This is a genomic window from Marinomonas vulgaris, from assembly GCF_018145875.1.
In the GTDB taxonomy this organism is placed as follows: domain Bacteria; phylum Pseudomonadota; class Gammaproteobacteria; order Pseudomonadales; family Marinomonadaceae; genus Marinomonas; species Marinomonas vulgaris.
The window spans coordinates 1-18,116 of sequence record NZ_JAGSSV010000028.1 but is presented as its reverse complement, the minus strand read 5'-3'; the positions used below and the strand labels follow the sequence as shown (position 1 = coordinate 18,116).

At 47.4% G+C, this 18,116-nt stretch carries 16 protein-coding genes; 9 read left to right on the top strand and 7 right to left on the bottom strand.

Going from position 1 to position 18,116, the window contains the following annotated elements; translation table 11 throughout:
- Positions 1 to 253 precede the first annotated feature (253 nt).
- From J9B83_RS14270 to J9B83_RS14260, 3 genes are read left to right on the top strand one after another with little or no spacing between them, the layout of a single operon-like run.
- On the top strand, positions 254 to 1,678 hold the full coding sequence (locus J9B83_RS14270; protein WP_211537497.1) for a cytochrome ubiquinol oxidase subunit I: 1,425 nt from the start codon (positions 254 to 256) through the stop codon (positions 1,676 to 1,678).
- Positions 1,675 to 2,688: a cytochrome d ubiquinol oxidase subunit II gene (gene cydB, locus J9B83_RS14265; protein ID WP_236037326.1), complete on the top strand. Its 1,014-nt coding sequence runs from the start codon at positions 1,675 to 1,677 to the stop codon at positions 2,686 to 2,688. The genes J9B83_RS14270 and cydB overlap by 4 nt, the downstream gene beginning before the upstream one ends.
- Entirely contained in the window at positions 2,688 to 2,825 is a 138-nt protein-coding gene (locus J9B83_RS14260; RefSeq protein ID WP_211537496.1) for a hypothetical protein, read from the top strand. The genes cydB and J9B83_RS14260 overlap by 1 nt, the downstream gene beginning before the upstream one ends.
- 126 nt (positions 2,826 to 2,951) lie before the next feature.
- Here J9B83_RS14260 and hrpB read toward each other — a convergent pair whose 3' ends face one another.
- Positions 2,952 to 5,465, bottom strand: coding sequence for an ATP-dependent helicase HrpB (hrpB, locus tag J9B83_RS14255; protein WP_211537495.1), 2,514 nt, complete (start codon positions 5,463 to 5,465; stop codon positions 2,952 to 2,954).
- Positions 5,466 to 5,590: 125 nt separating this feature from the next.
- Here hrpB and J9B83_RS14250 point away from each other — a divergent pair, with 125 nt between their 5' ends.
- From J9B83_RS14250 to J9B83_RS14235, 4 genes are all read left to right on the top strand, one after another.
- Positions 5,591 to 6,478 (top strand): AEC family transporter, encoded by an 888-nt coding sequence (locus tag J9B83_RS14250; RefSeq protein ID WP_211537494.1) that lies wholly within the window; start codon positions 5,591 to 5,593, stop codon positions 6,476 to 6,478.
- A 15-nt stretch (positions 6,479 to 6,493) separates the two neighbouring features.
- Entirely contained in the window at positions 6,494 to 7,045 is a 552-nt protein-coding gene (locus J9B83_RS14245; RefSeq protein WP_211537493.1) for a mechanosensitive ion channel domain-containing protein, read from the top strand.
- A 78-nt stretch (positions 7,046 to 7,123) separates the two neighbouring features.
- Complete coding sequence (locus J9B83_RS14240) at positions 7,124 to 7,399, top strand: hypothetical protein (RefSeq protein WP_211537492.1); 276 nt, start codon at positions 7,124 to 7,126, stop codon at positions 7,397 to 7,399.
- A gap of 115 nt (positions 7,400 to 7,514) precedes the next feature.
- The gene (locus J9B83_RS14235; protein ID WP_211537491.1) at positions 7,515 to 8,345 is read left to right on the top strand and encodes an ion transporter; all 831 of its coding nucleotides are present in this window, start codon (positions 7,515 to 7,517) and stop codon (positions 8,343 to 8,345) included.
- 24 nt (positions 8,346 to 8,369) lie between these two features.
- Here the strand turns inward: J9B83_RS14235 and J9B83_RS14230 are convergent, their stop codons facing one another.
- The 5 genes from J9B83_RS14230 to ilvA all read right to left on the bottom strand — a co-directional run bounded on the left by J9B83_RS14230 (position 8,370) and on the right by ilvA (position 14,679).
- Positions 8,370 to 9,266 carry an EamA family transporter gene (locus tag J9B83_RS14230; protein ID WP_211537490.1) on the bottom strand — a complete coding sequence of 299 codons (897 nt, stop codon included), beginning with the start codon at positions 9,264 to 9,266 and terminating at the stop codon, positions 8,370 to 8,372.
- An 89-nt stretch (positions 9,267 to 9,355) separates the two neighbouring features.
- Positions 9,356 to 10,219, bottom strand: a complete 864-nt coding sequence (locus J9B83_RS14225) for a DMT family transporter (RefSeq protein ID WP_211537489.1) — start codon at positions 10,217 to 10,219, stop codon at positions 9,356 to 9,358.
- A 61-nt stretch (positions 10,220 to 10,280) separates the two neighbouring features.
- Positions 10,281 to 11,264 (bottom strand): asparaginase, encoded by a 984-nt coding sequence (locus J9B83_RS14220; protein ID WP_211537488.1) that lies wholly within the window; start codon positions 11,262 to 11,264, stop codon positions 10,281 to 10,283.
- A 105-nt stretch (positions 11,265 to 11,369) separates the two neighbouring features.
- Complete coding sequence (gene argS / locus J9B83_RS14215; protein WP_211537487.1) at positions 11,370 to 13,103, bottom strand: arginine--tRNA ligase; 1,734 nt, start codon at positions 13,101 to 13,103, stop codon at positions 11,370 to 11,372.
- Positions 13,104 to 13,173: 70 nt separating this feature from the next.
- Positions 13,174 to 14,679, bottom strand: a complete 1,506-nt coding sequence (gene ilvA, locus J9B83_RS14210; RefSeq protein ID WP_211537486.1) for a threonine ammonia-lyase, biosynthetic — start codon at positions 14,677 to 14,679, stop codon at positions 13,174 to 13,176.
- 276 nt (positions 14,680 to 14,955) lie between these two features.
- Here ilvA and rpiA point away from each other — a divergent pair, with 276 nt between their 5' ends.
- On the top strand, positions 14,956 to 15,627 hold the full coding sequence (gene rpiA, locus J9B83_RS14205) for a ribose-5-phosphate isomerase RpiA (RefSeq protein WP_211537485.1): 672 nt from the start codon (positions 14,956 to 14,958) through the stop codon (positions 15,625 to 15,627).
- A gap of 37 nt (positions 15,628 to 15,664) precedes the next feature.
- Here the strand turns inward: rpiA and J9B83_RS14200 are convergent, their stop codons facing one another.
- Complete coding sequence (locus J9B83_RS14200) at positions 15,665 to 16,633, bottom strand: zinc transporter ZntB (RefSeq protein WP_211537484.1); 969 nt, start codon at positions 16,631 to 16,633, stop codon at positions 15,665 to 15,667.
- A 147-nt stretch (positions 16,634 to 16,780) separates the two neighbouring features.
- Between J9B83_RS14200 and J9B83_RS14195 the strand changes: the two genes are divergently transcribed.
- Complete coding sequence (locus J9B83_RS14195; protein ID WP_211537483.1) at positions 16,781 to 17,740, top strand: class 1 fructose-bisphosphatase; 960 nt, start codon at positions 16,781 to 16,783, stop codon at positions 17,738 to 17,740.
- Positions 17,741 to 18,116: the final 376 nt, after the last annotated feature.

Here is an 18,116-nt window from a genome sequence, read left to right as displayed (position 1 = left end):
AATTTTTATGAAAAGTTGGCCTGCTGATTGCTTACATAAGATATTACTGATCTACATCAATACAATCACGACTAATAGGATAACCACCATGAATACTGGCTTTTTACTGACTGAGGTCATCGCACTTTTTAGCATTGTAGGGCTGGCATTGTTGCCGTTGGCATTTCAACAAATGCGCACCGCTAAAAGCAAATCCAACGCTTAGCATCACGCCGTATGTTTTTAAAGTTTATACTCAAAGGTAGAGATTAAAATGGATATAGATGTCGCCATACTCTCACGGATACAGTTCGCTTTTACCGTGAGTTTTCATATTATTTTCCCCAGCATCACCATTGGTTTGGCGACGCTGATCGCAATTTGGGAAGGGATGTGGCTAAAAACACATAACCCTTACTACTTACAATTGGCCAAATTCTGGATCAAACCCTTTGCCATTACTTTCGGTATGGGCGTGGTATCTGGGATTGTGCTCTCGTACGAATTTGGTACCAACTTCTCCAAATTCTCAGAAATTACCGGCGCGGTACTCGGGCCATTGATGGCTTATGAAGTACTGACTGCTTTCTTTATGGAAGCTGGTTTCCTCGGTGTCATGTTGTTCGGTTGGCAACGAGTGGGTCGCAAGTTGCATTACTTCGCAACCTTAACCGTGATGGTAGGTACTTGGGTTTCTGCGTTTTGGATCATTGTGGCCAACTCTTGGATGCAAACACCTGCCGGTCACAAGATCGTCAATGGTAAGTTTGAAGTCGAAAGCTGGATGGAAGTAATCTTCAACCCATCCATGCCTTACCGTTTAACTCACATGTTGATGGCGTCTTTGATCACAGCAACGTTCGTTGTTGCAGGTATCAGTGCTTACTATTTGTTGAAAAAGCAGAACATTCCTTTTGCGAAAAAAGCCATGTCTATGTGTATGTGGTTCGCTTTGGTATTGACGCCTTTACAAGCCTACGTTGGTGATTTGCATGGTCTGAATGTTCAAGAGCATCAGCCAACCAAATTGGCAGCAATGGAAGGTATCTGGCCTGCTGAAGAAGAAGGTGTACCACTGTTATTGTTCGCTATGCCAAACATGGAAACCGAATCGAACGACTACGAAGTGGGTATTCCAAATCTAGGCAGTTTGATTCTGACACACTCTTGGGATGGTGCTGTACAAGGTCTTAAAGCCGTACCGCCAGAAGATCGTCCAAATGTGCCACTGGTTTTCTGGTCTTTCCGCCTCATGGTGGGAATTGGTTTCGGTATGATAGGTATTGCTGTGTTGGCTCTTTTATTGCGTCGCAGCGGTGGCTTGTATGAAAACAAAGCCTTTCTGTCTTTGGTTACCTTGTTCACTCCTATGGGTGTCATCGCGGTCATCGCCGGCTGGTACGTGGTAGAAATTGGTCGCCAACCTTGGATCGTTTACAACTTGGTTCGTACCTCAGAAATAGTATCTCCACTGCCACCAGAACGTGTTTTGTTTACTTTGATTATGTTCGTGATCATTTACAGCTTGTTGTTGGGTGTCTACCTCTACTTTATGCGCAAACTGATCAAGAAAGGGCCACCATCAATGGAAGCGCTTGAGCAACAATTGATTGGTATGAAAGCACCTGGCTACGCATTGGCTTGGGTTAAATCTCTTCAAAACAAAGAAGAGCAAGCTAAAACACAAGGAGATAAATGATGGATATCGCACTGTTTTACTTCCTTGTTCTAGGTTTCTCCATCTTCATGTACGTGTTACTAGATGGCTTCGACTTAGGCATCGGGATACTGTATCCCTGGTTTAATCAGGAGGGGGAGCGCGATCATTTGATGCGCTCTATCTCTCACGTATGGGATGGGAATGAAACTTGGTTGGTGTTTGGCGGCGTCATATTGTTCGCAGCCTTCCCAGCTGCTTATGCGGGCATTACGTCAACATTTTATCTACCCATTATGTTGATGCTGTTTGCCTTGATTTTCCGCGGTGTAGCATTTGAGTATCGCTTTAAATCTAATACATCTCGTCCATATTGGGATTTGGCGTTCAGTGCTGGTTCTGCGATCGTCGCGTTTTGCCAAGGCATGTTGTTGGGCTCCTTGGTACAAGGCGTGCCTGAAGGCACGAACAGTTTGTCTAGCTTACACTGGGTAACGCCTTTTTCTGTATTCACAGGATTTGCGGTAATGGCTGGATATGCTTTATTGGCTTCTTGCTATCTGTTCATGAAAAGCCGTGGTCGCATTCAGCAACACGCAGCGAAATTGGCGAAACGTTTATTGTTGGTGACTGTGTTGGCTATGGTGGTAGTTAGCTTATGGACAGTCATTAGCCAAGTAGAGATTCGTCAGCGTTGGTTTGATAACTACAACTTCCTATGGCTCTCTCCATTACCGATTGTCACCTTGTTGGTGTCCTTCTTTGCATGGAAAGATTTGAACGGTCACACCATGGGCGACAGCCACCATGAAGGCCGTCCATTCTGGTATGCCGCCATATTGTTCTTGCTCGGCTTTGCTGGCTTGGTGGTAGGTTTGTTCCCTTACCTAATTCCAAGACAACTTACCTTTATGGAAGCGGCGTCGCCAGACAGTAGTTTATTTTTTCTAGTGCCTGGGATATGTATCTTTATTCCTTTGATTTTGGCTTACACCTTATGGGGTTACCGTGTGTTTTCTGGCAAGGTTGAGGATTATCAGGAGGGCTACTAATGTCTTTCAAATCGCTTAAAGAAAAAACGGAAAAGCTCAAAACATGGCAATGGTTTTTACTCTTCTACGGTATTGGCTTTGTTGTGTTAGTAAGCATGTCATACGGTATTAAGTTGCTGATGTTAGGCTTGCCTTAGGCCTAACAAGCCGTATTTGACCTGTTATATCACCCTTTGATGGGTCAACCTCAGAAGCAGATCATTCCGATGATCTGCTTTTTTTACCCTGCTTTTTAACACACTTTTCATGGCTTTTATTGAGTCCTACTGCTGAGAACGAAGCGCACGATTGGTTTTCGCCGTTGCCTGAGCGCTAAAAGGGTCGTCTGGCCAAGGGTGCTTCGGATAGCGCCCTCTCATCTCTTTTCGCACTTCTGGATAAGCTTCTCGCCAAAAAAATGCCAAATCCTGAGTCACCGCAAGTGGCCTTTTCCCCGGCGATAAAAGCTCTATACGCACCACTTGATTCAACACACTGGGGCTGGCGGTATAACCAAACATTTCTTGCAGCTTCACCCGCAAGGTCGGCTGCTGTTCTTTGTAATTAATAATATGACTCGACCCCGATGGCACTGTGATCCGCACAGGGACCAGTCGGTTAAGCTGCTGCTGTTGTGCCCAAGACAAGCGATTCCACAAAATATCCACCAGCGGTAATTTATTAATGGCTTGCTGTGTAGTTGCCTTACCAAGATAAGGCCCTAACCAACTGTCTAAAGTCGCAACCAAACCTTCGTCAGAAAAATCCAGCCAGTCGCCCTTTTCATCGTACTGATAGGCAAACTGCAGCCGTGCGCGCATTTGTCTACTGTCATCGTCCCAAGGTAAAACGGCTAACCCTTCTTGGCGAATGTGATCGCACACCGCCTGACAGATCGCCTCTTCTGTTGGCGCGCTAAGTTTGCGTTTATCGACGCATAATTTGCCGATCCAGCGTTGCGATTCACTGACTAAGCGACCGTCTTTTTTCAACCAAGCGAATTGGTTACGTTGCACAAGCAAATCACTGAAATCGTCTAGGAGTGTTGTCAGTGCGAAAGGATGCGCCAGAAAAATACGATCTTCCTGTCCATGATGCCCACCGATGTCGAGAGCAATCAGCCATTCACTTTGAGCGCAAGGGTCCGAGGAAGAAAGACTCGCCAAACGGCCATTGGCCAATTTGTATCGCACCTTATCGGCACTTTGCTGGACTCGCTGCGCAATTCGATCGGCAAACGCCACCATCAACACATGCGCAACCTCGTCTCCTTGATTAGTTAGCGATGGGGTTGTGCCTGCAATTTGCGCACTGCGTTTTTGCCATTGTTGCTGCGTTTTCAAATAAATGTGTTTAGGCCGTTTACTGTGGGCAGAACGCTGCCCACTTAACCATTGCAACCGATCAGATAAATCATTGTGATGATTCGCAAAGGGGTCACCTTCCGACAAGATCGCACACACGGCACTCGCCATAGGTGAACGATTGCGACGTTGGCCTTCTATTAATACTCTAGCCAAACGTGGCTCGACCCCAAGTTGACTCATTTGCTCCCCTACTTGGCTGAGCATTAAATTCGCTTCGAGCGCTTGCAAACTGACGAGCAAATCCACCGCCTGTTGCCAATGGCTTTCGGGAGGAGGTGTTACCCAGTCCAACTCCAGCCTGTCTTGTACTCCCCACTTTGCCAGCTCCATCACCACGCTGCTTAGATCGCTGATTTCGATCTGCGGTTGCGCTTGAGGCGCCAATTGATGCTGTTGACCTTGGCTCCACCAGCGATAACAAACGCCCTCTTGCGTTCGTCCAGCACGCCCCATTCTCTGAATGGTTTCTGCCTGCGTTGCACGACGTGTGTACAAGCGCGTGGTCGCGGTATTCGCGTCGAAGCGCGCCTCTCGACTTAAACCGCTGTCGATCACCACGCGAATGCCATCGATGGTTAAACTGGTTTGCGCGATGGCCGTCGCCAAGACAATTTTTCGGATGGGCGCTTGAGTGGGTTTAATTACCGCCTCTTGTTCTTTGAGACTCAGTTCGCCGAACAAGGGCAACAGAAGCAAGTTTGGTACTTGCCCTAGCCGTTGTTGAAGTTGATTCAACACGTAACGAATTTCTTTTTGACCCGGCAAAAATACCAAGATACTGCCGGTTTCCTGCTCCACCGCTTGGCAAGTGAGCCGTACCACCTCGTCGGGTACTTCTGCGGTTTTAAGGGTTTTATTGCCATAAGCTATGTCGATGGGAAAACTTCGCCCTTGGCTGACTAAGGTAGAACACCCCAATCTGGCTTCTAACAGCGCCGTGTCCAAGGTGGCGGACATGACCAACAGTTTCAGCGGTGTGTCATCCCGATACAAATCTCGCGCTTGCAGGCACAAAGCAAACGCCAGATCAGAATGAATATTTCGCTCGTGAAACTCATCAAATATGACCAAGGCCACTTCTTCTAAACTGGGGTCATCTTGCAACATGCGCGTCAATACGCCTTCGGTTACCACCAGAATTTGAGTGCGCTGACTGTCTTTACCTTCGTGACGAATTCGATAACCCACCCGCTCGCCCAAGGGTTCTTGTAAAGTATCGGCAAGGCGCTGTGCAGCGGCTTTTGCAGCGAGTCGCCTTGGCTCCAGCATGATGATTTTTCGCCCTTGTCGCCAACCTTCGTTTAATAAGGCAATCGGCACCACGGTGGTTTTCCCCGCGCCCGGCGCGGCTTCAATGATGGCTTCGTCGCCTTGTTGCAACTGTTGCCGCAACGCGGGAATAAGAGAATAAATGGGTAATTCGTCAGACATAAACAGGCTCATTCGTAAACGGTCTCCATAATACCGCTTTTTATGACAACGAAAAGCCGCGGTTTCTATCTTGGTGTTTTCTCGTAAGGGCGTTAAGCTAGTGGCCTTCAAGACAGAGGCTATGAATGGACACATCAACGCTAATCCAACAAATTTTCAACACGGTATTTCCCCTCGCGAGCATTGTGTTGGTGGCGTTTTTATACGCCCGATCACAGCCTACCGATATGACGGTGGCAAACCGCCTCAACATTAATGTGTTCTGCCCTGCGCTGATTTTCTCGGTCATGTCGTCGAGCGAATTTCACATTGCGCAATATGTCGACTTGATACTGGCCGCCACCGTGGTGGTTCTAGGATCAGGCTTACTGGTTTGGCCTTTGTGCAAGTGGCTCAATATTTCGCCTAAAACCCTGGTCCCACCGATGATGTTCAACAACAGCGGCAACCTAGGCATTCCGCTCATGATATTAGCGTTCGGGGAATCGGCCTTGCCCATTGCGGTTGTGCTGTTCCTGACGGAAAACCTGCTGCATTTTACTGTGGGCATTTATCTGCTTAACCCTAAATCTAATCCGCTCAACGTGGTTAAAATTCCCATGATAGTCGCTACTATTTTAGGGGTGATTTGGAGCTTACAAGGCTGGACCGTGATGCCCGCTGTGAAAGTGTCTGTGGACATGATGGGGCAAATCGCCATTCCTTTAATGCTTTTTGCTTTAGGCGTACGCATGACCAGCGTGGATTTTGGTCAATGGAAACTCGGGGTTATCAGCGGTTTTCTGTGTCCGTTAAGTGGCTTAATAATGGCGGCTATTTGGCAATTTACTGTCGGCATGTCGGCCGAAAACTTTGCCTATTTGTTGATCTTCGCCTGCTTACCCCCTGCCGTATTGAACTACATGGTGGCCGAGCTGTACCAGCAAGAGCCCCACAAAGTGGCTTCTATCGTTCTTATTAGTAATATTATGAGCTTGGCCATTGTGCCATGCGTGTTATTTTATGTTTTATAGAAAAGTGAGCGTTCTATGATGGTTCAAATTGCATTAATCGCGTTGTTAATCGTGGCGTATATCATTGTTTCGCGGATTTTAAAGTCCAGTATTTCTATTTTGGGACAAAGAAAATCGGTCAACGAAGTACGTATTACCTACGTCTCCAGAATGCTGAACCTAGGCTTTACCGCAGTCTTTGTGCTGCTGGTTTGCTTGGTATTAGGCATCGGCTATGGGCAATTGGCGATTTTCTTTTCTTCCGTCTTTGCCGTCGTCGGTGTGGCCTTATTCGCCCAATGGTCAATTTTGAGCAATATAACCGCCAGCTTGATCATCTTCTTCGGCTTTCCCTATCGTGTTGGCGATTGGGTCAAAGTGGTCGATAAAGACGATGAAATACTTGGGCAAATCATTGAAATTTCGACCTTTCACGTGATCATTCATCGGTTATCTGGCGACGTGGTCACCTACCCAAACAACCTTATTTTACAAAAGCCGGTTATACGTTTTACAAATCGTGACGCCGCTCAAGCCATGAGTCAATTTAAAGATGCCGATCAAAACACAGAAACAGTTATTGAGTAAAAAATAATCGATTTTTTAAGATTTCATGGTTTTGTGTCATACTAAAAAGCCTTCACTTTAAATAAACGGAAGCTGCTTGTGAAATCTGACCCTGAAACCTTGCTTAAGAACAACGATGCTCTGATTCATTCCGACGCGCTGAAAGTGAAGTCCCACGCCCAGCGCCCTCAAGAAGATTGGGTGCTCCACACCTTAATGATAGAAGGCTACGACGTTCCATTTCGTTTTAAACGCCAAGGCAAATACCGCACCTTACGCGGTGCTCGGGTGAATTTAACCTATTACCCAAGCCAAGAAATGGTCGCCGGCATTCCTGTCGAGATCATGAAGGTCGTTCGCGTTAAACGGACCTAACTGTTTGGCTCAAAAGCTTTTCGCTGCGCCTTTTATTTTCTGTTAGATGAACTTAATATGTCGCTACCTGTCTTTGTTGCAGGTTTTTATGATGACATATTAGGTGTACACAATAATGCAAATGAGTCGTTCAGGTAGTTGGCTTGCCACGTTAAAACGCATTGAGCGTAGCATGTGGTTTCAAGGTTTCATCATCAGTATTATCGTCATTGCCGCATTAACGGTTGGGGCAAAAACTTACGCCCTACCTTATGGAATTGACCGGGCAATTACCTATTTAGATAATTTCATTACTGTCTTTTTCCTTGTTGAACTGAGCTTGCGTTTTCTCGCTTGCGACGACAAACGTCGCTTCTTCAAACAGCCTTGGAACATTTTCGACAGCGTGATCGTATTGGGCAGTTTACTGCCAATTTCTGAAACCGAAATGATTCTGGTCGCCCGTTTGCTTCGTGTGTTTCGTGTGTTACGTTTGGTCTCTATCATCCCCGATCTGCGTTTTCTGATTAATGCCTTGCTTAAAGCCATTCCCAAAATGGGCTACATCGCCCTGCTCATGTTTATTATTTTTTATATTTTTGCTGCGGTAGGATCGATCTTTTTCCATCACGTCAACGAGACGCTGTGGGGCGATATTGCCATCTCTATGTTGACGCTATTTAGGGTGGCCACATTTGAGGATTGGACCGATGTCATGTACGAAACGATGGAAGTCTATCCGTTTAGCTGGATGTTTTACATCGTGTTTATCTTCTTAACGGCATTTGTGTTTTTGAACATGATGGTGGGTGTGGTACTGGATGTGATGACCCGCGAAACGGCACAGGAAGAACACGAAAACCAAGAAAATCACCATCAAGCCTTGGTCACGCAAATCTCCGAGTTACAAGCGCAAGTAGCGCGCCTTGCCGATAAGCTTGACGCGCAGGACCACAAAAAGCCATAACCTGTTACCAACCAAACGTGATAGTCACACCTGACGCTGGCTGATGGCCCTCAGCCAGCGTCCACCGAATGTATTCAACATCAACCCCGTCAACACAATCAAGATGCCAACCCATTGCATGGCACTCACCGCCTCCGATAAAAATACTTGAGCCGAGGTTAACCCCACCACAGGAACCCCCAAGGTTAAAGGTGCGACCGTGGCTGCAGGATAGCGAGACAGCAAATAGTTCCATAAACCATAGCCAGCCAATGTGGCGAAAATAGACAAATAGGCCAAGGTGCCGAGGGTTTTCCAATTCAAGTTCACGATGTTGCTCCACATCACATCGCCCCCGTCGATAAAATAGGCGCATAAAAAGAAAGGCACAGGTGGCACCCAACTAGACCAAACAATCAAATTCAAATTAGCGTCATACCCTTTGCGGCTAATAATTTTGGTGACAATGTTTCCCAATGCCCAACTTGTGCCAGCGGCCAAGGTGAGACCAAACCCAATCGCCGTCATGGCCGTATCTTCATTGTCTAAACCGATCACCGCCAAGCCACCAATGGCAATGCCAATGGCCAACACCTGATAAGGACGAACGGTTTCTTTGAGCAACAACACTGCAAACAACAGGGTGAAAATCGCTTGTGACTGTAGCACCAAAGAGGCCAACCCCGCCGGCATACCAAACGCCATGGCACTGAATAAAAAGCCAAACTGCCCAAAGTTAAGCGCCAAGGCATAACCAATACACCAGATTAACGGGGTGTTTGGCCGAGCAAAAAAGAAACAGCCGATTAAGCCAATGACCAAAAATCGTAACCCGCCCAACATCATCGGTGTAAGTTCGTCCAACCCCCAGCGCATAACAATAAAGTTAAAGCCCCATGCGACAATAATGAAGAGTGCCAGCAGCATATCTTTGCGAATCATGTTGAATCCTTAACAAGGTCGGAACAGGGGAAAATATCAGTGGCTCACTGTACGTGTTTTGATCGCCATTACACAATAACAAAACGACTCTAGGCGGCTTTTGCCCGACTAAAATACACCCCCACAATGGTCACAACAAAACCAATAATTTGAATGCTACTCATAGATTCGCTGAATAAAAAATAACTCTCAACCGCCGCTAAAGGAGGCGCTAACAACAGCATAGTAGACACTTGAGATGCGCGCACTTTTCGTAACAGCCACACCATAAGGAATAAACCGCCACCAGACAGCACGACTACGCCCCACATAACCAGTAAAAAGGACTCCCACTGTACGACGAACAAACGCTCACCCAACAACAGCATGAAGCCACAAGACACCACCGCCGCCGCGAAGTTTTGCACCGCCATGGAACTGAAAATATCTGAACTGGAAATAGACAATTTTTGATAGGTCACCCCAAGGGACAGAGCCAATATGGCCGCGCACGCCAAGGCGAGAGTAACCAGCGTCACGCCGCCATTATCAAGATCTATGTCTAACGCCGGGCTCACCACTAAAATCAAGCCAGCTATGCCAACCAGCATTCCAATAATACCTTTGAGCGAGGTTCTTTCTTTGATAATCAAGAACGCCAGCACGGTCACCAACGCCGGCTGTAACGCTCCAATTAAGGCCATCATGCCAGCAGGCAACCCCTTGGCGATGGCGACATACGCCAACCCAAGGTAAAAGCCATTCATTAACATGCCCGCAATGATGTGCTTAGTAAGATCACGCTTCGGAGGAAAATAGCGTTTTTGCCACAAGGTAATCCCCAGAAACATCAGTCCCGCGAGGAAAAAACGAATACTAAGATACACATTCGGATCGATCAGACCCACAATGAGCTTACCCGTGATAAAACCGGTCGACCAAATCACCACCAGCAACACAAACAACAAAGCCACGATAACACTCCCTTTATGCGAAGATAACGCTATCCTCAAAACAGCGCTAAGCGCATCTTCACTAGCGGATAAAAATCCCTTTAATCTCGCGGCTTTCTAACCCTAAGCCAATCAAGAAATGCAATCTAACAAACGCCGCTTCAAACGTAGAATCTTTCCCAGAAACCACACCTGATTTAATCAAGGGTATGCCAGCGGCATACGCGCCCGCCGCAATACTGCCCGCACCACACTGGCTAACATTAACGATCACCACGCCGCGGTCAGAGGCTTTTTTCAGTATTTCTAGCAAGGCGGGATCTTTATCTGGCGCGTTACCCGCCCCGTAACTTAGTAACACAGCACCTTTCACCTTCTCGTTGAGCAAACCCTGCCAGTGTTCCGCTTGTACGCCAGGGAAAACCGGCAAAATGGTCACCGCCCCGTCTTCCATGTCTGGAATACGAAACTTCATCGGCGGCTTAATAAGCAACTGAGCAAAACTGCTGTCGCGCCAGGTCCAATCAATACCCAAAACACCGTATTCAGGCTTATTCGGAGAACTAAATGCTTGCCAACCACTGGTGTGAGATTTATGTGCTCGATCGCCTTCAATCAGGCGACCCGCGAAAAATAAAAACACGCCTTTTACTTGTTCTTCACAGGCTGAAACGGCCCCTAGAACATTATTCAAAGCATCGCTACGTGCGTGAAACATCGGCACTTGAGAACCTGTCACAATGATGGGTTTCTTACTCGGCGCAATCATGTAAGACAAAGCCGCCGCGGTATACGCCATGGTGTCCGTGCCATGCAACACAATAAAAGCGTCGAAATCCGTCCATTTACTTTCGATATCACGGGCAATGTTTTGCCAGTCTTTTGGCGAGGCATTAGAAGAATCGATTAGCGTGTCATAACTTTCTATAACAAACTCGTGGTCATGCTCTTTATACTGCCCTAATGCCCCCGCAAGCTGTTCCGCAAAAGCGGCATCCGGCACCAAACCCTGCTCGGATGGCACCATACCAATCGTACCGCCAGTGTAAGCGATGTAAATTTTCATAAGATTTTTTCGCCTTTCCTCAGATATATCATCAAAAAAGGCGCTTCTCAAAAGAGAGCGCCTTCTGCGTTCTTTACTTATTATTCGTCGCTATTTCAGCACACATTACATGCGCTCAAGCGTTTCAATGCCCAGTAATGACAAGCCTAACTTCAAAGTAGACGCGGTATTCAGCGCCAATTGTAAGCGGCTGTGTTTCACATCCTCTTCGGCATTAAGTATCGGGCACGCTTCGTAGAAGGTCATGAAAGTGCCGGCCAAATCATACAAATAAGCACATAAGAAATGCGGCATGCCGTCGTTCGCTACTTGCTGAATGGCTTCTTCAAACTGGCACAGCTTCATGGCCAAGGCACGCTCTTGATCGGCTTCAATGGATATATCACCCGTCAAGCTCGCCACATCTATTTCAGAGCGCTTCACAATACTCGCTACACGCGAATAAGCGTACAACAGGTACGGTGCCGTGTTGCCCTCAAAGCTCAGCATAGTGTCCCAGTTGAACACATAATCACTAGTACGGTTCTTCGACAAATCGGCGTATTTCACCGACGCAATGCCAACCACACGACCGATATTACGCAACTCTTCTTCGCCCATGTCTGGGTTCTTCGACGCCACAAGCTGGTAAGCACGCTCTTGTGCTTCTTCCAACAAAGACGACAATTTCGCCACACCACCAGAGCGTGTTTTAAAGGGCTTACCGTCACTGCCCATCACGGTGCCAAACGGCATGTGCTCAAGCTGTGTTGCTGGTTTTACGAAGCCCGCTTTACGCGACAAAGTAAAAATCTGCTGAAAGTGCAAAGACTGACGCGCATCGACAAAATACAACACACGGTTCGCTTGCAACGTATGCTGACGAAAACGCACCGCCGCCAAATCCGTCGTCGCGTACAAGAAACCGCCGCCGGTTTTTTGCACTATGATCGGGGTGATTTCGCCTTCTTTGTTGGCGAACTCTTCCATGAACACACACTGAGCGCCGTTCGATTCTTGCAACAAGCCTTGTTCTTTCAGCTCGTTTACCACGTTTTGTAAATCGTCGTTGTAAGCACTTTCTGGCATCACATGCTGGCGTTCTAACGACACACCAAGCATCTTGTAGGTTTCTTCACAGTGCGCCATGGAGATTTCGATAAACTCGTCCCACAACGCCAAACACTCTTTATCGCCAGACTGCAACGCCACGACTAACTCACGGGCGCGAACGGCAAAGGCATCGTCTTCATCAAAGCAGGTTTTCGCCGCACGGTAGAAGGTTTCTAAATCCGACAACGCCATACTGATCTTGGCATCTTGTGCACGCAAACGCTCCATATAAGCCAACAACATGCCGAACTGCGTGCCCCAATCACCAACGTGGTTTTGACGCACCACTTGATGACCGAAAAACTCTAGGGTACGCACTACCGCATCGCCAATCACTGTCGAACGTAAGTGCCCAACGTGCATTTCTTTCGCCAGGTTTGGCGCAGAATAGTCCACCACTACGGTTTCAGGCGATGCCACTTCTTGCACGTCTAAACGCTCGCTAGTACGCAACACAGACAACTCTTTGCTTAACCAGACGTTTTTCAAAAAGATGTTAATAAAACCAGGACCCGCGATTTCCACTTTATCCGCCAAGTCCGACAGATCCAGCTTTTCCAGGGTCGCTTGGGCGAACTCGCGAGGGTTCATTTTTAACGCTTTGGCCGCACCCATTATGCCGTTGGCTTGATAATCACCAAATTGAACTTTTGCGGATTGACGAACCAACGCAGGCGCCGTATCGGACGCGCCCGCCGCGACCATCGCAGCTTGAATGCGCTGGTTAAGAAGTGTTTGAATATTCACAAAAAAAAGGCCTTTAAACAGTCAAAAATCAAGAAAATAGTGGCGCTAATAATAACTGATCCGCCAGCGTTTAGCGAAAGAACAGCTTACACGCGTCGTTGTTATTTTCATCCTGATAAGGGTAGCCCAACTCGTCTAAAAAGTGCGTTACATCGGTTTCTTCCCCTACGGCTTGCAGTCCCACCAAGACACGACCATAGGCGTCCCCGTGGTTACGGTAATGGAACATGGAAATATTCCATTGACCGCCCAGTGTATTTAGGAATTTCAACAAGGCGCCGGGGCGTTCAGGAAATTCAAAACTGTACAGTAACTCGCCTTTTTCGCTGCGCAAATGCCCGCCAATCATGTGTCGAACATGCACCTTGGCGGTTTCATCGTCGGTCAAATCGACAATTTCATAGTCGCTCAAATCCGCCAGTAATTCCTTGCGACTATGAGGACTACCGCCCAAGGCCACACCGACAAAAATCACCGCTTTTTGATCATCGCCATAACGATAGTTAAACTCGGTAATATTACGCCCTACCAATGCCTGACAAAAATCTTTGAAACTGCCCGGCGATTCTGGAATCTTCACCGCAATAATAGCCTCGCGCTTTTCACCTAATTCCGCACGTTCGGACACGTGGCGCAAGCGATCGAAATTCACATTGGCGCCACTGTTTATCGCGATCAAGGTTTGCCCTTTGGCGTCTTCACGTTCGATGTATTTTTTCAACCCTGCTAAGGCACACGCGCCAGCCGGTTCGGTAATGGCTCGAGTGTCGTCGTAAATGTCTTTAATCGCTGCACACATTTCGTCGGTGGTGACGGTGATCACTTCGTCCACCGTGTCTTTGGCAATAGCAAAGGTGTTGTGACCAATCTCAGCCACCGCAACCCCTTCGGCAAAAATCCCTACGGTCGCCAAACGTGTCGGCTCGCCTTTTTCCATCGCAATCTTTAGGCAAGCCGCGTCTTCTGGCTCCACGCCGATGATCTTAATATCAGGACGTAAATATTTGATGTACGCCGACACACCCGCAATTAAGCCGCCGCCGCCAACAGGGATAAATACGGCATCGATATTGCCTTCATGCTGATGCAAAATTTCCATACCAATAGTGCCTTGCCCTGCGATGGTGTCTAAGTCATCAAAAGGGTGAACATAAACCTGACCCGTTTGTGCCATGATCTCACGAGACTTAGCCGACGCTTCATCAAACGCATCCCCAAACAACACCACTTCGGCACCATGGTTTCGCACTGCGTTCACTTTTACTTCTGGGGTGGTCGCTGGCATGACAATTGTCGCTTGAATACCCAGTTTTTTCGCCGCCAACGCCAGGCCTTGAGCATGATTTCCAGCAGAGGCCGCAATAACGCCACAAGCACGTTCCTCAGCGGTTAACTGACAAATTTTGTTGTATGCCCCACGAATTTTGAAAGAGAAAACCGGCTGTAAATCTTCTCGTTTCAATAGAATCTCATTGTCCAGTCGCATCGATAATTGATTGGCACGAGACAAGGGTGTTTCCACTGCCACGTCATAGACGCGTGACTGCAGAATCTTTTTGATCATGGTATGGGGCATAGTGTTTCCTAAACGAATGTAAAACAACGAGGTGATGTTCTTAGTGACATCTACGCAGGCTTTGCTAGTCAATAAAATGAAGTAGGAAATATACTCTTTCCCCACCCATGGCGCAAAGACCCATGGCGGTTCATCGTCTATTACAAGGCAATTAAATCCTATCTCTGTGACGTGCGTAAGGGTAACAATCGCCCATCGTTGAGATTATAATATCTCTCGAAAATGCAAGGTTACATCACGAGAAAACAGTCACACTATAAAAAGGCGATCAGTCCCATGACTCAAGACGAACTCAAACAAGCCGTTGCACAAGCTGCTGTGGCTTACATACTGCCGTTGCTCGAAGACGACACCATTGTCGGCGTCGGCACAGGTTCCACCGCGAATCTTTTTATCGACGAACTGGCCAAATACAAAACCCACTTTGATGGCACAGTCGCTAGTTCAGACGCCTCTGCTGCACGCCTCAAACAACACGGTATTCCTGTATACGACTTAAACAGCGTCGATAGTATTCGTGTCTATGTGGATGGCGCCGACGAATCCAACGATCACCTTTATCTCATTAAAGGCGGCGGTGCGGCGTTGACTCGTGAAAAAATCGTCGCGGCCTGCAGTGATGAGTTTGTGTGTATCGCAGACGAATCCAAGCTGGTCAAGGTTCTGGGTGATTTCCCGCTACCAGTGGAAATCATCCCAATGGCTCGCGGCCATGTGGCGCGTGAGTTGGTTAAATTGGGCGGCGACCCTGTGTATCGTGAAGGGGTGGTAACCGACAATGGCAACCACATTTTGGATGTGTATAACTTATCGATTCTTGACCCCATCGCATTGGAAAAAAGCATCGATGGTATTGTCGGTGTCGTCACCAACGGCTTGTTTGCAAAACGCGCCGCTGATGTGTTGTTGCTTGCCACCAAAGATGGCGTCAAAACACTGAAGAAATAGCTTAAAACGATTCACAATACTTAAAAGCCGTTGCGTTTTAAAACCAACGGCTTTTTCTCATTAATACGAATTGCCCGCCACCTAGCACCACTAAGGCAATACAAAATAGCCAAAATGCATCGCCACTTTCCGTGCCGGGCATACCGCCAATATTGATCCCAAATAAGCCAGTCAAAAAACCTAACGGCATAAAAATACCGGACAAAATCGACAATACATACATGCGCGCGTTCATCTTTTCGGCTTGTAAGTTGGCGAACTCTTCTTGCATCAACAAACACCGCTCACGCAGAGACTCCAACCCTTCAACATAGCGAGTGATGTCGTTGGCCGCTTCTTGCACTTGGGCAGTTTGATGAGCAGTCATCCAACTTAGAGATTCTTGTGCCAGTTTGATAATAGCTTCTTTTTGAGGCACCAAAAAACGACGCAAACGAATGGTTTCTAAGCGTCTTTGTACCAAAGAATCTCGCTGATCAGACTCAATGCCTTCGCCAATACTTTCTTCTAAGTCCGACAGTTCATCTTCTAAACCGGTAATAACGGTCGCCATGCGAGCGGTGAGTGTTTCCGTCAACGTGGCAACAATGTCTGCACTGTCAATCGGGCCTTGATTATTCACTAGATCTTGCACAACATCCTGCACCGACAGTAACTTACGACGACGACTGGACACAATAAAATGCGGTGTCACCCACATCCGCAAGGACACCATATCGGAAGGATTCGACTCAGGGTTCAAGTTCACCCCGCGTAACGTCAACAACAAGCCACTGCCCATCTTCACGGTACGAGGACGAGTTTCCTCCGCAAACAAGGCTTCAATCGCTGTATCAGGAATACCCTCTAAACCCGAGAGCCAATCGCGGCCTTCGCTTTCAGAACAGTCTAAATGCACCCATCGACAGCCAGCGCTAGGTAGGGTCGTTGGCAAATTTGTGGCTGGCAACGACTGAGCGCCACCTTGACCATCTAACTCTAAATTGTGAACAAGAAACGCAGACATAACTCTTCCTCTAGAGATTTTGCGTAGAGTATCTGAAAACCTACGGTTTCCCTATTTATTTTCTCACCATACCACCACCTTGGCTGACACCCTGCCTTTAGAATGGCATAATTTCCTTCACTTCAAATAACAAGGAACTGCCAGATCATGCAAAACTTATCTGATGTTTTAGCATCCAGCGCGACACCGGACGCCTTAAAAGCGGTATTAACCGTGACAACTGAGACCTGCATCGACATTTCGAATGCACTCAAACAAGGGTCGCTTGCGGGTATTTTAGGCATGGCTGGCAATGAAAATGTTCAGGGTGAAGAGCAGAAGAAACTCGATGTGATTTCAAATGACATGTTGAAGGACGCTTTATTTGCATGTCCTGCGGTCAGAGCCATTGCCTCTGAAGAAGAAGATTACATAGTACCAGCCAACACCGATGGCGAATACTTCATTGCCTTTGACCCGCTTGACGGCTCGTCGAACATCGACATCAACGCCATGGTGGGAACCATTTTTTCTATCTACCACCAAACAGGCGATGAACCTGCAACAGAAGCCGACTTCTTAATTCCTGGTAAAGAACAAGTTGCAGCAGGTTATGTGTTATACGGGCCGTCCACTATGCTAGTTCTGACAACGGGTCAAGGCGTTAACATGTTTACCTACGACCCGATTAACAGCGTCTTCACTTTGACGCACGAAAACATCCAAGTGCCAAAAGAAACACAAGAGTTCGCCATCAACATGTCAAACCAGCGTTTCTGGTCAAATAGCATTCAAAATTATGTTAATGACCTTGTGAAGGGTAAAGAAGGTCTTCGTGAAAAGAACTTTAACATGCGCTGGGTTGCGGCCATGGTCGGCGACGTGCATCGCATCCTTTGTCGTGGCGGTGTCTTCCTTTACCCTTGGGATAACAAAGACCCATCAAAAGCAGGCAAGCTACGCCTTATGTACGAAGCCAACCCAATGGCTATGCTACTTGAACAAGCTGGCGGCAAAGCACATACCCATACCCAACGTATCTTAGACATCCAGCCTGAAGCCATTCATCAACGCGTCGCCGTTATCTTGGGTGCCGCCAACGAAGTGGATAAATGCCTAACTTATTAACATTTAAAACATTATCCACTTAGCGCCGTGTGAATAAACAAAAGCCTCGAATGCTCCTGCACTCGGGGCTTTTTTTATGTCATTTAAACAAAGCCTCTTGTTCTGACATTTATTCGCGCCTGCCTCATTCCTCAAGGTCATATGAGACAATCACTGCCGAGCTTCTTGTAATGTCATTTACTTGCGCCTGCCTCATTCCTCAAGGTCATATGAGACAACCACTACCGAGCTTCTTGTAATGTCATTTACTTGCGCCTGCCTCATTCCTCAAGGTCTTATGAGACAACCACTGCCGAGCTTCTTGTTATGTCATTTACTTGCGCCTGTCTCGTCCCTCGACGCGTCAGCATAAATGACAAACAAGAAGCGCTTTGTT

What these genes read in the sequence shown, in the direction of transcription:
- J9B83_RS14200 (WP_211537484.1), bottom strand. Translation starts at nt 16,633, where the DNA reads ATGTCTGCGTTTCTTGTTCACAATTTAGAGTTAGATGGTCAAGGTGGC.
- hrpB (WP_211537495.1), bottom strand. Translation starts at nt 5,465, where the DNA reads ATGTCTGACGAATTACCCATTTATTCTCTTATTCCCGCGTTGCGGCAA.
- J9B83_RS14230 (WP_211537490.1), bottom strand. Translation starts at nt 9,266, where the DNA reads ATGATTCGCAAAGATATGCTGCTGGCACTCTTCATTATTGTCGCATGG.
- J9B83_RS14270 (WP_211537497.1), top strand. Translation starts at nt 254, where the DNA reads ATGGATATAGATGTCGCCATACTCTCACGGATACAGTTCGCTTTTACC.
- J9B83_RS14220 (WP_211537488.1), bottom strand. Translation starts at nt 11,264, where the DNA reads ATGAAAATTTACATCGCTTACACTGGCGGTACGATTGGTATGGTGCCA.
- J9B83_RS14235 (WP_211537491.1), top strand. Translation starts at nt 7,515, where the DNA reads ATGCAAATGAGTCGTTCAGGTAGTTGGCTTGCCACGTTAAAACGCATT.
- J9B83_RS14195 (WP_211537483.1), top strand. Translation starts at nt 16,781, where the DNA reads ATGCAAAACTTATCTGATGTTTTAGCATCCAGCGCGACACCGGACGCC.
- J9B83_RS14245 (WP_211537493.1), top strand. Translation starts at nt 6,494, where the DNA reads ATGATGGTTCAAATTGCATTAATCGCGTTGTTAATCGTGGCGTATATC.
- J9B83_RS14250 (WP_211537494.1), top strand. Translation starts at nt 5,591, where the DNA reads ATGGACACATCAACGCTAATCCAACAAATTTTCAACACGGTATTTCCC.
- ilvA (WP_211537486.1), bottom strand. Translation starts at nt 14,679, where the DNA reads ATGCCCCATACCATGATCAAAAAGATTCTGCAGTCACGCGTCTATGAC.
- rpiA (WP_211537485.1), top strand. Translation starts at nt 14,956, where the DNA reads ATGACTCAAGACGAACTCAAACAAGCCGTTGCACAAGCTGCTGTGGCT.
- cydB (WP_236037326.1), top strand. Translation starts at nt 1,675, where the DNA reads ATGATGGATATCGCACTGTTTTACTTCCTTGTTCTAGGTTTCTCCATC.
- J9B83_RS14260 (WP_211537496.1), top strand. Translation starts at nt 2,688, where the DNA reads ATGTCTTTCAAATCGCTTAAAGAAAAAACGGAAAAGCTCAAAACATGG.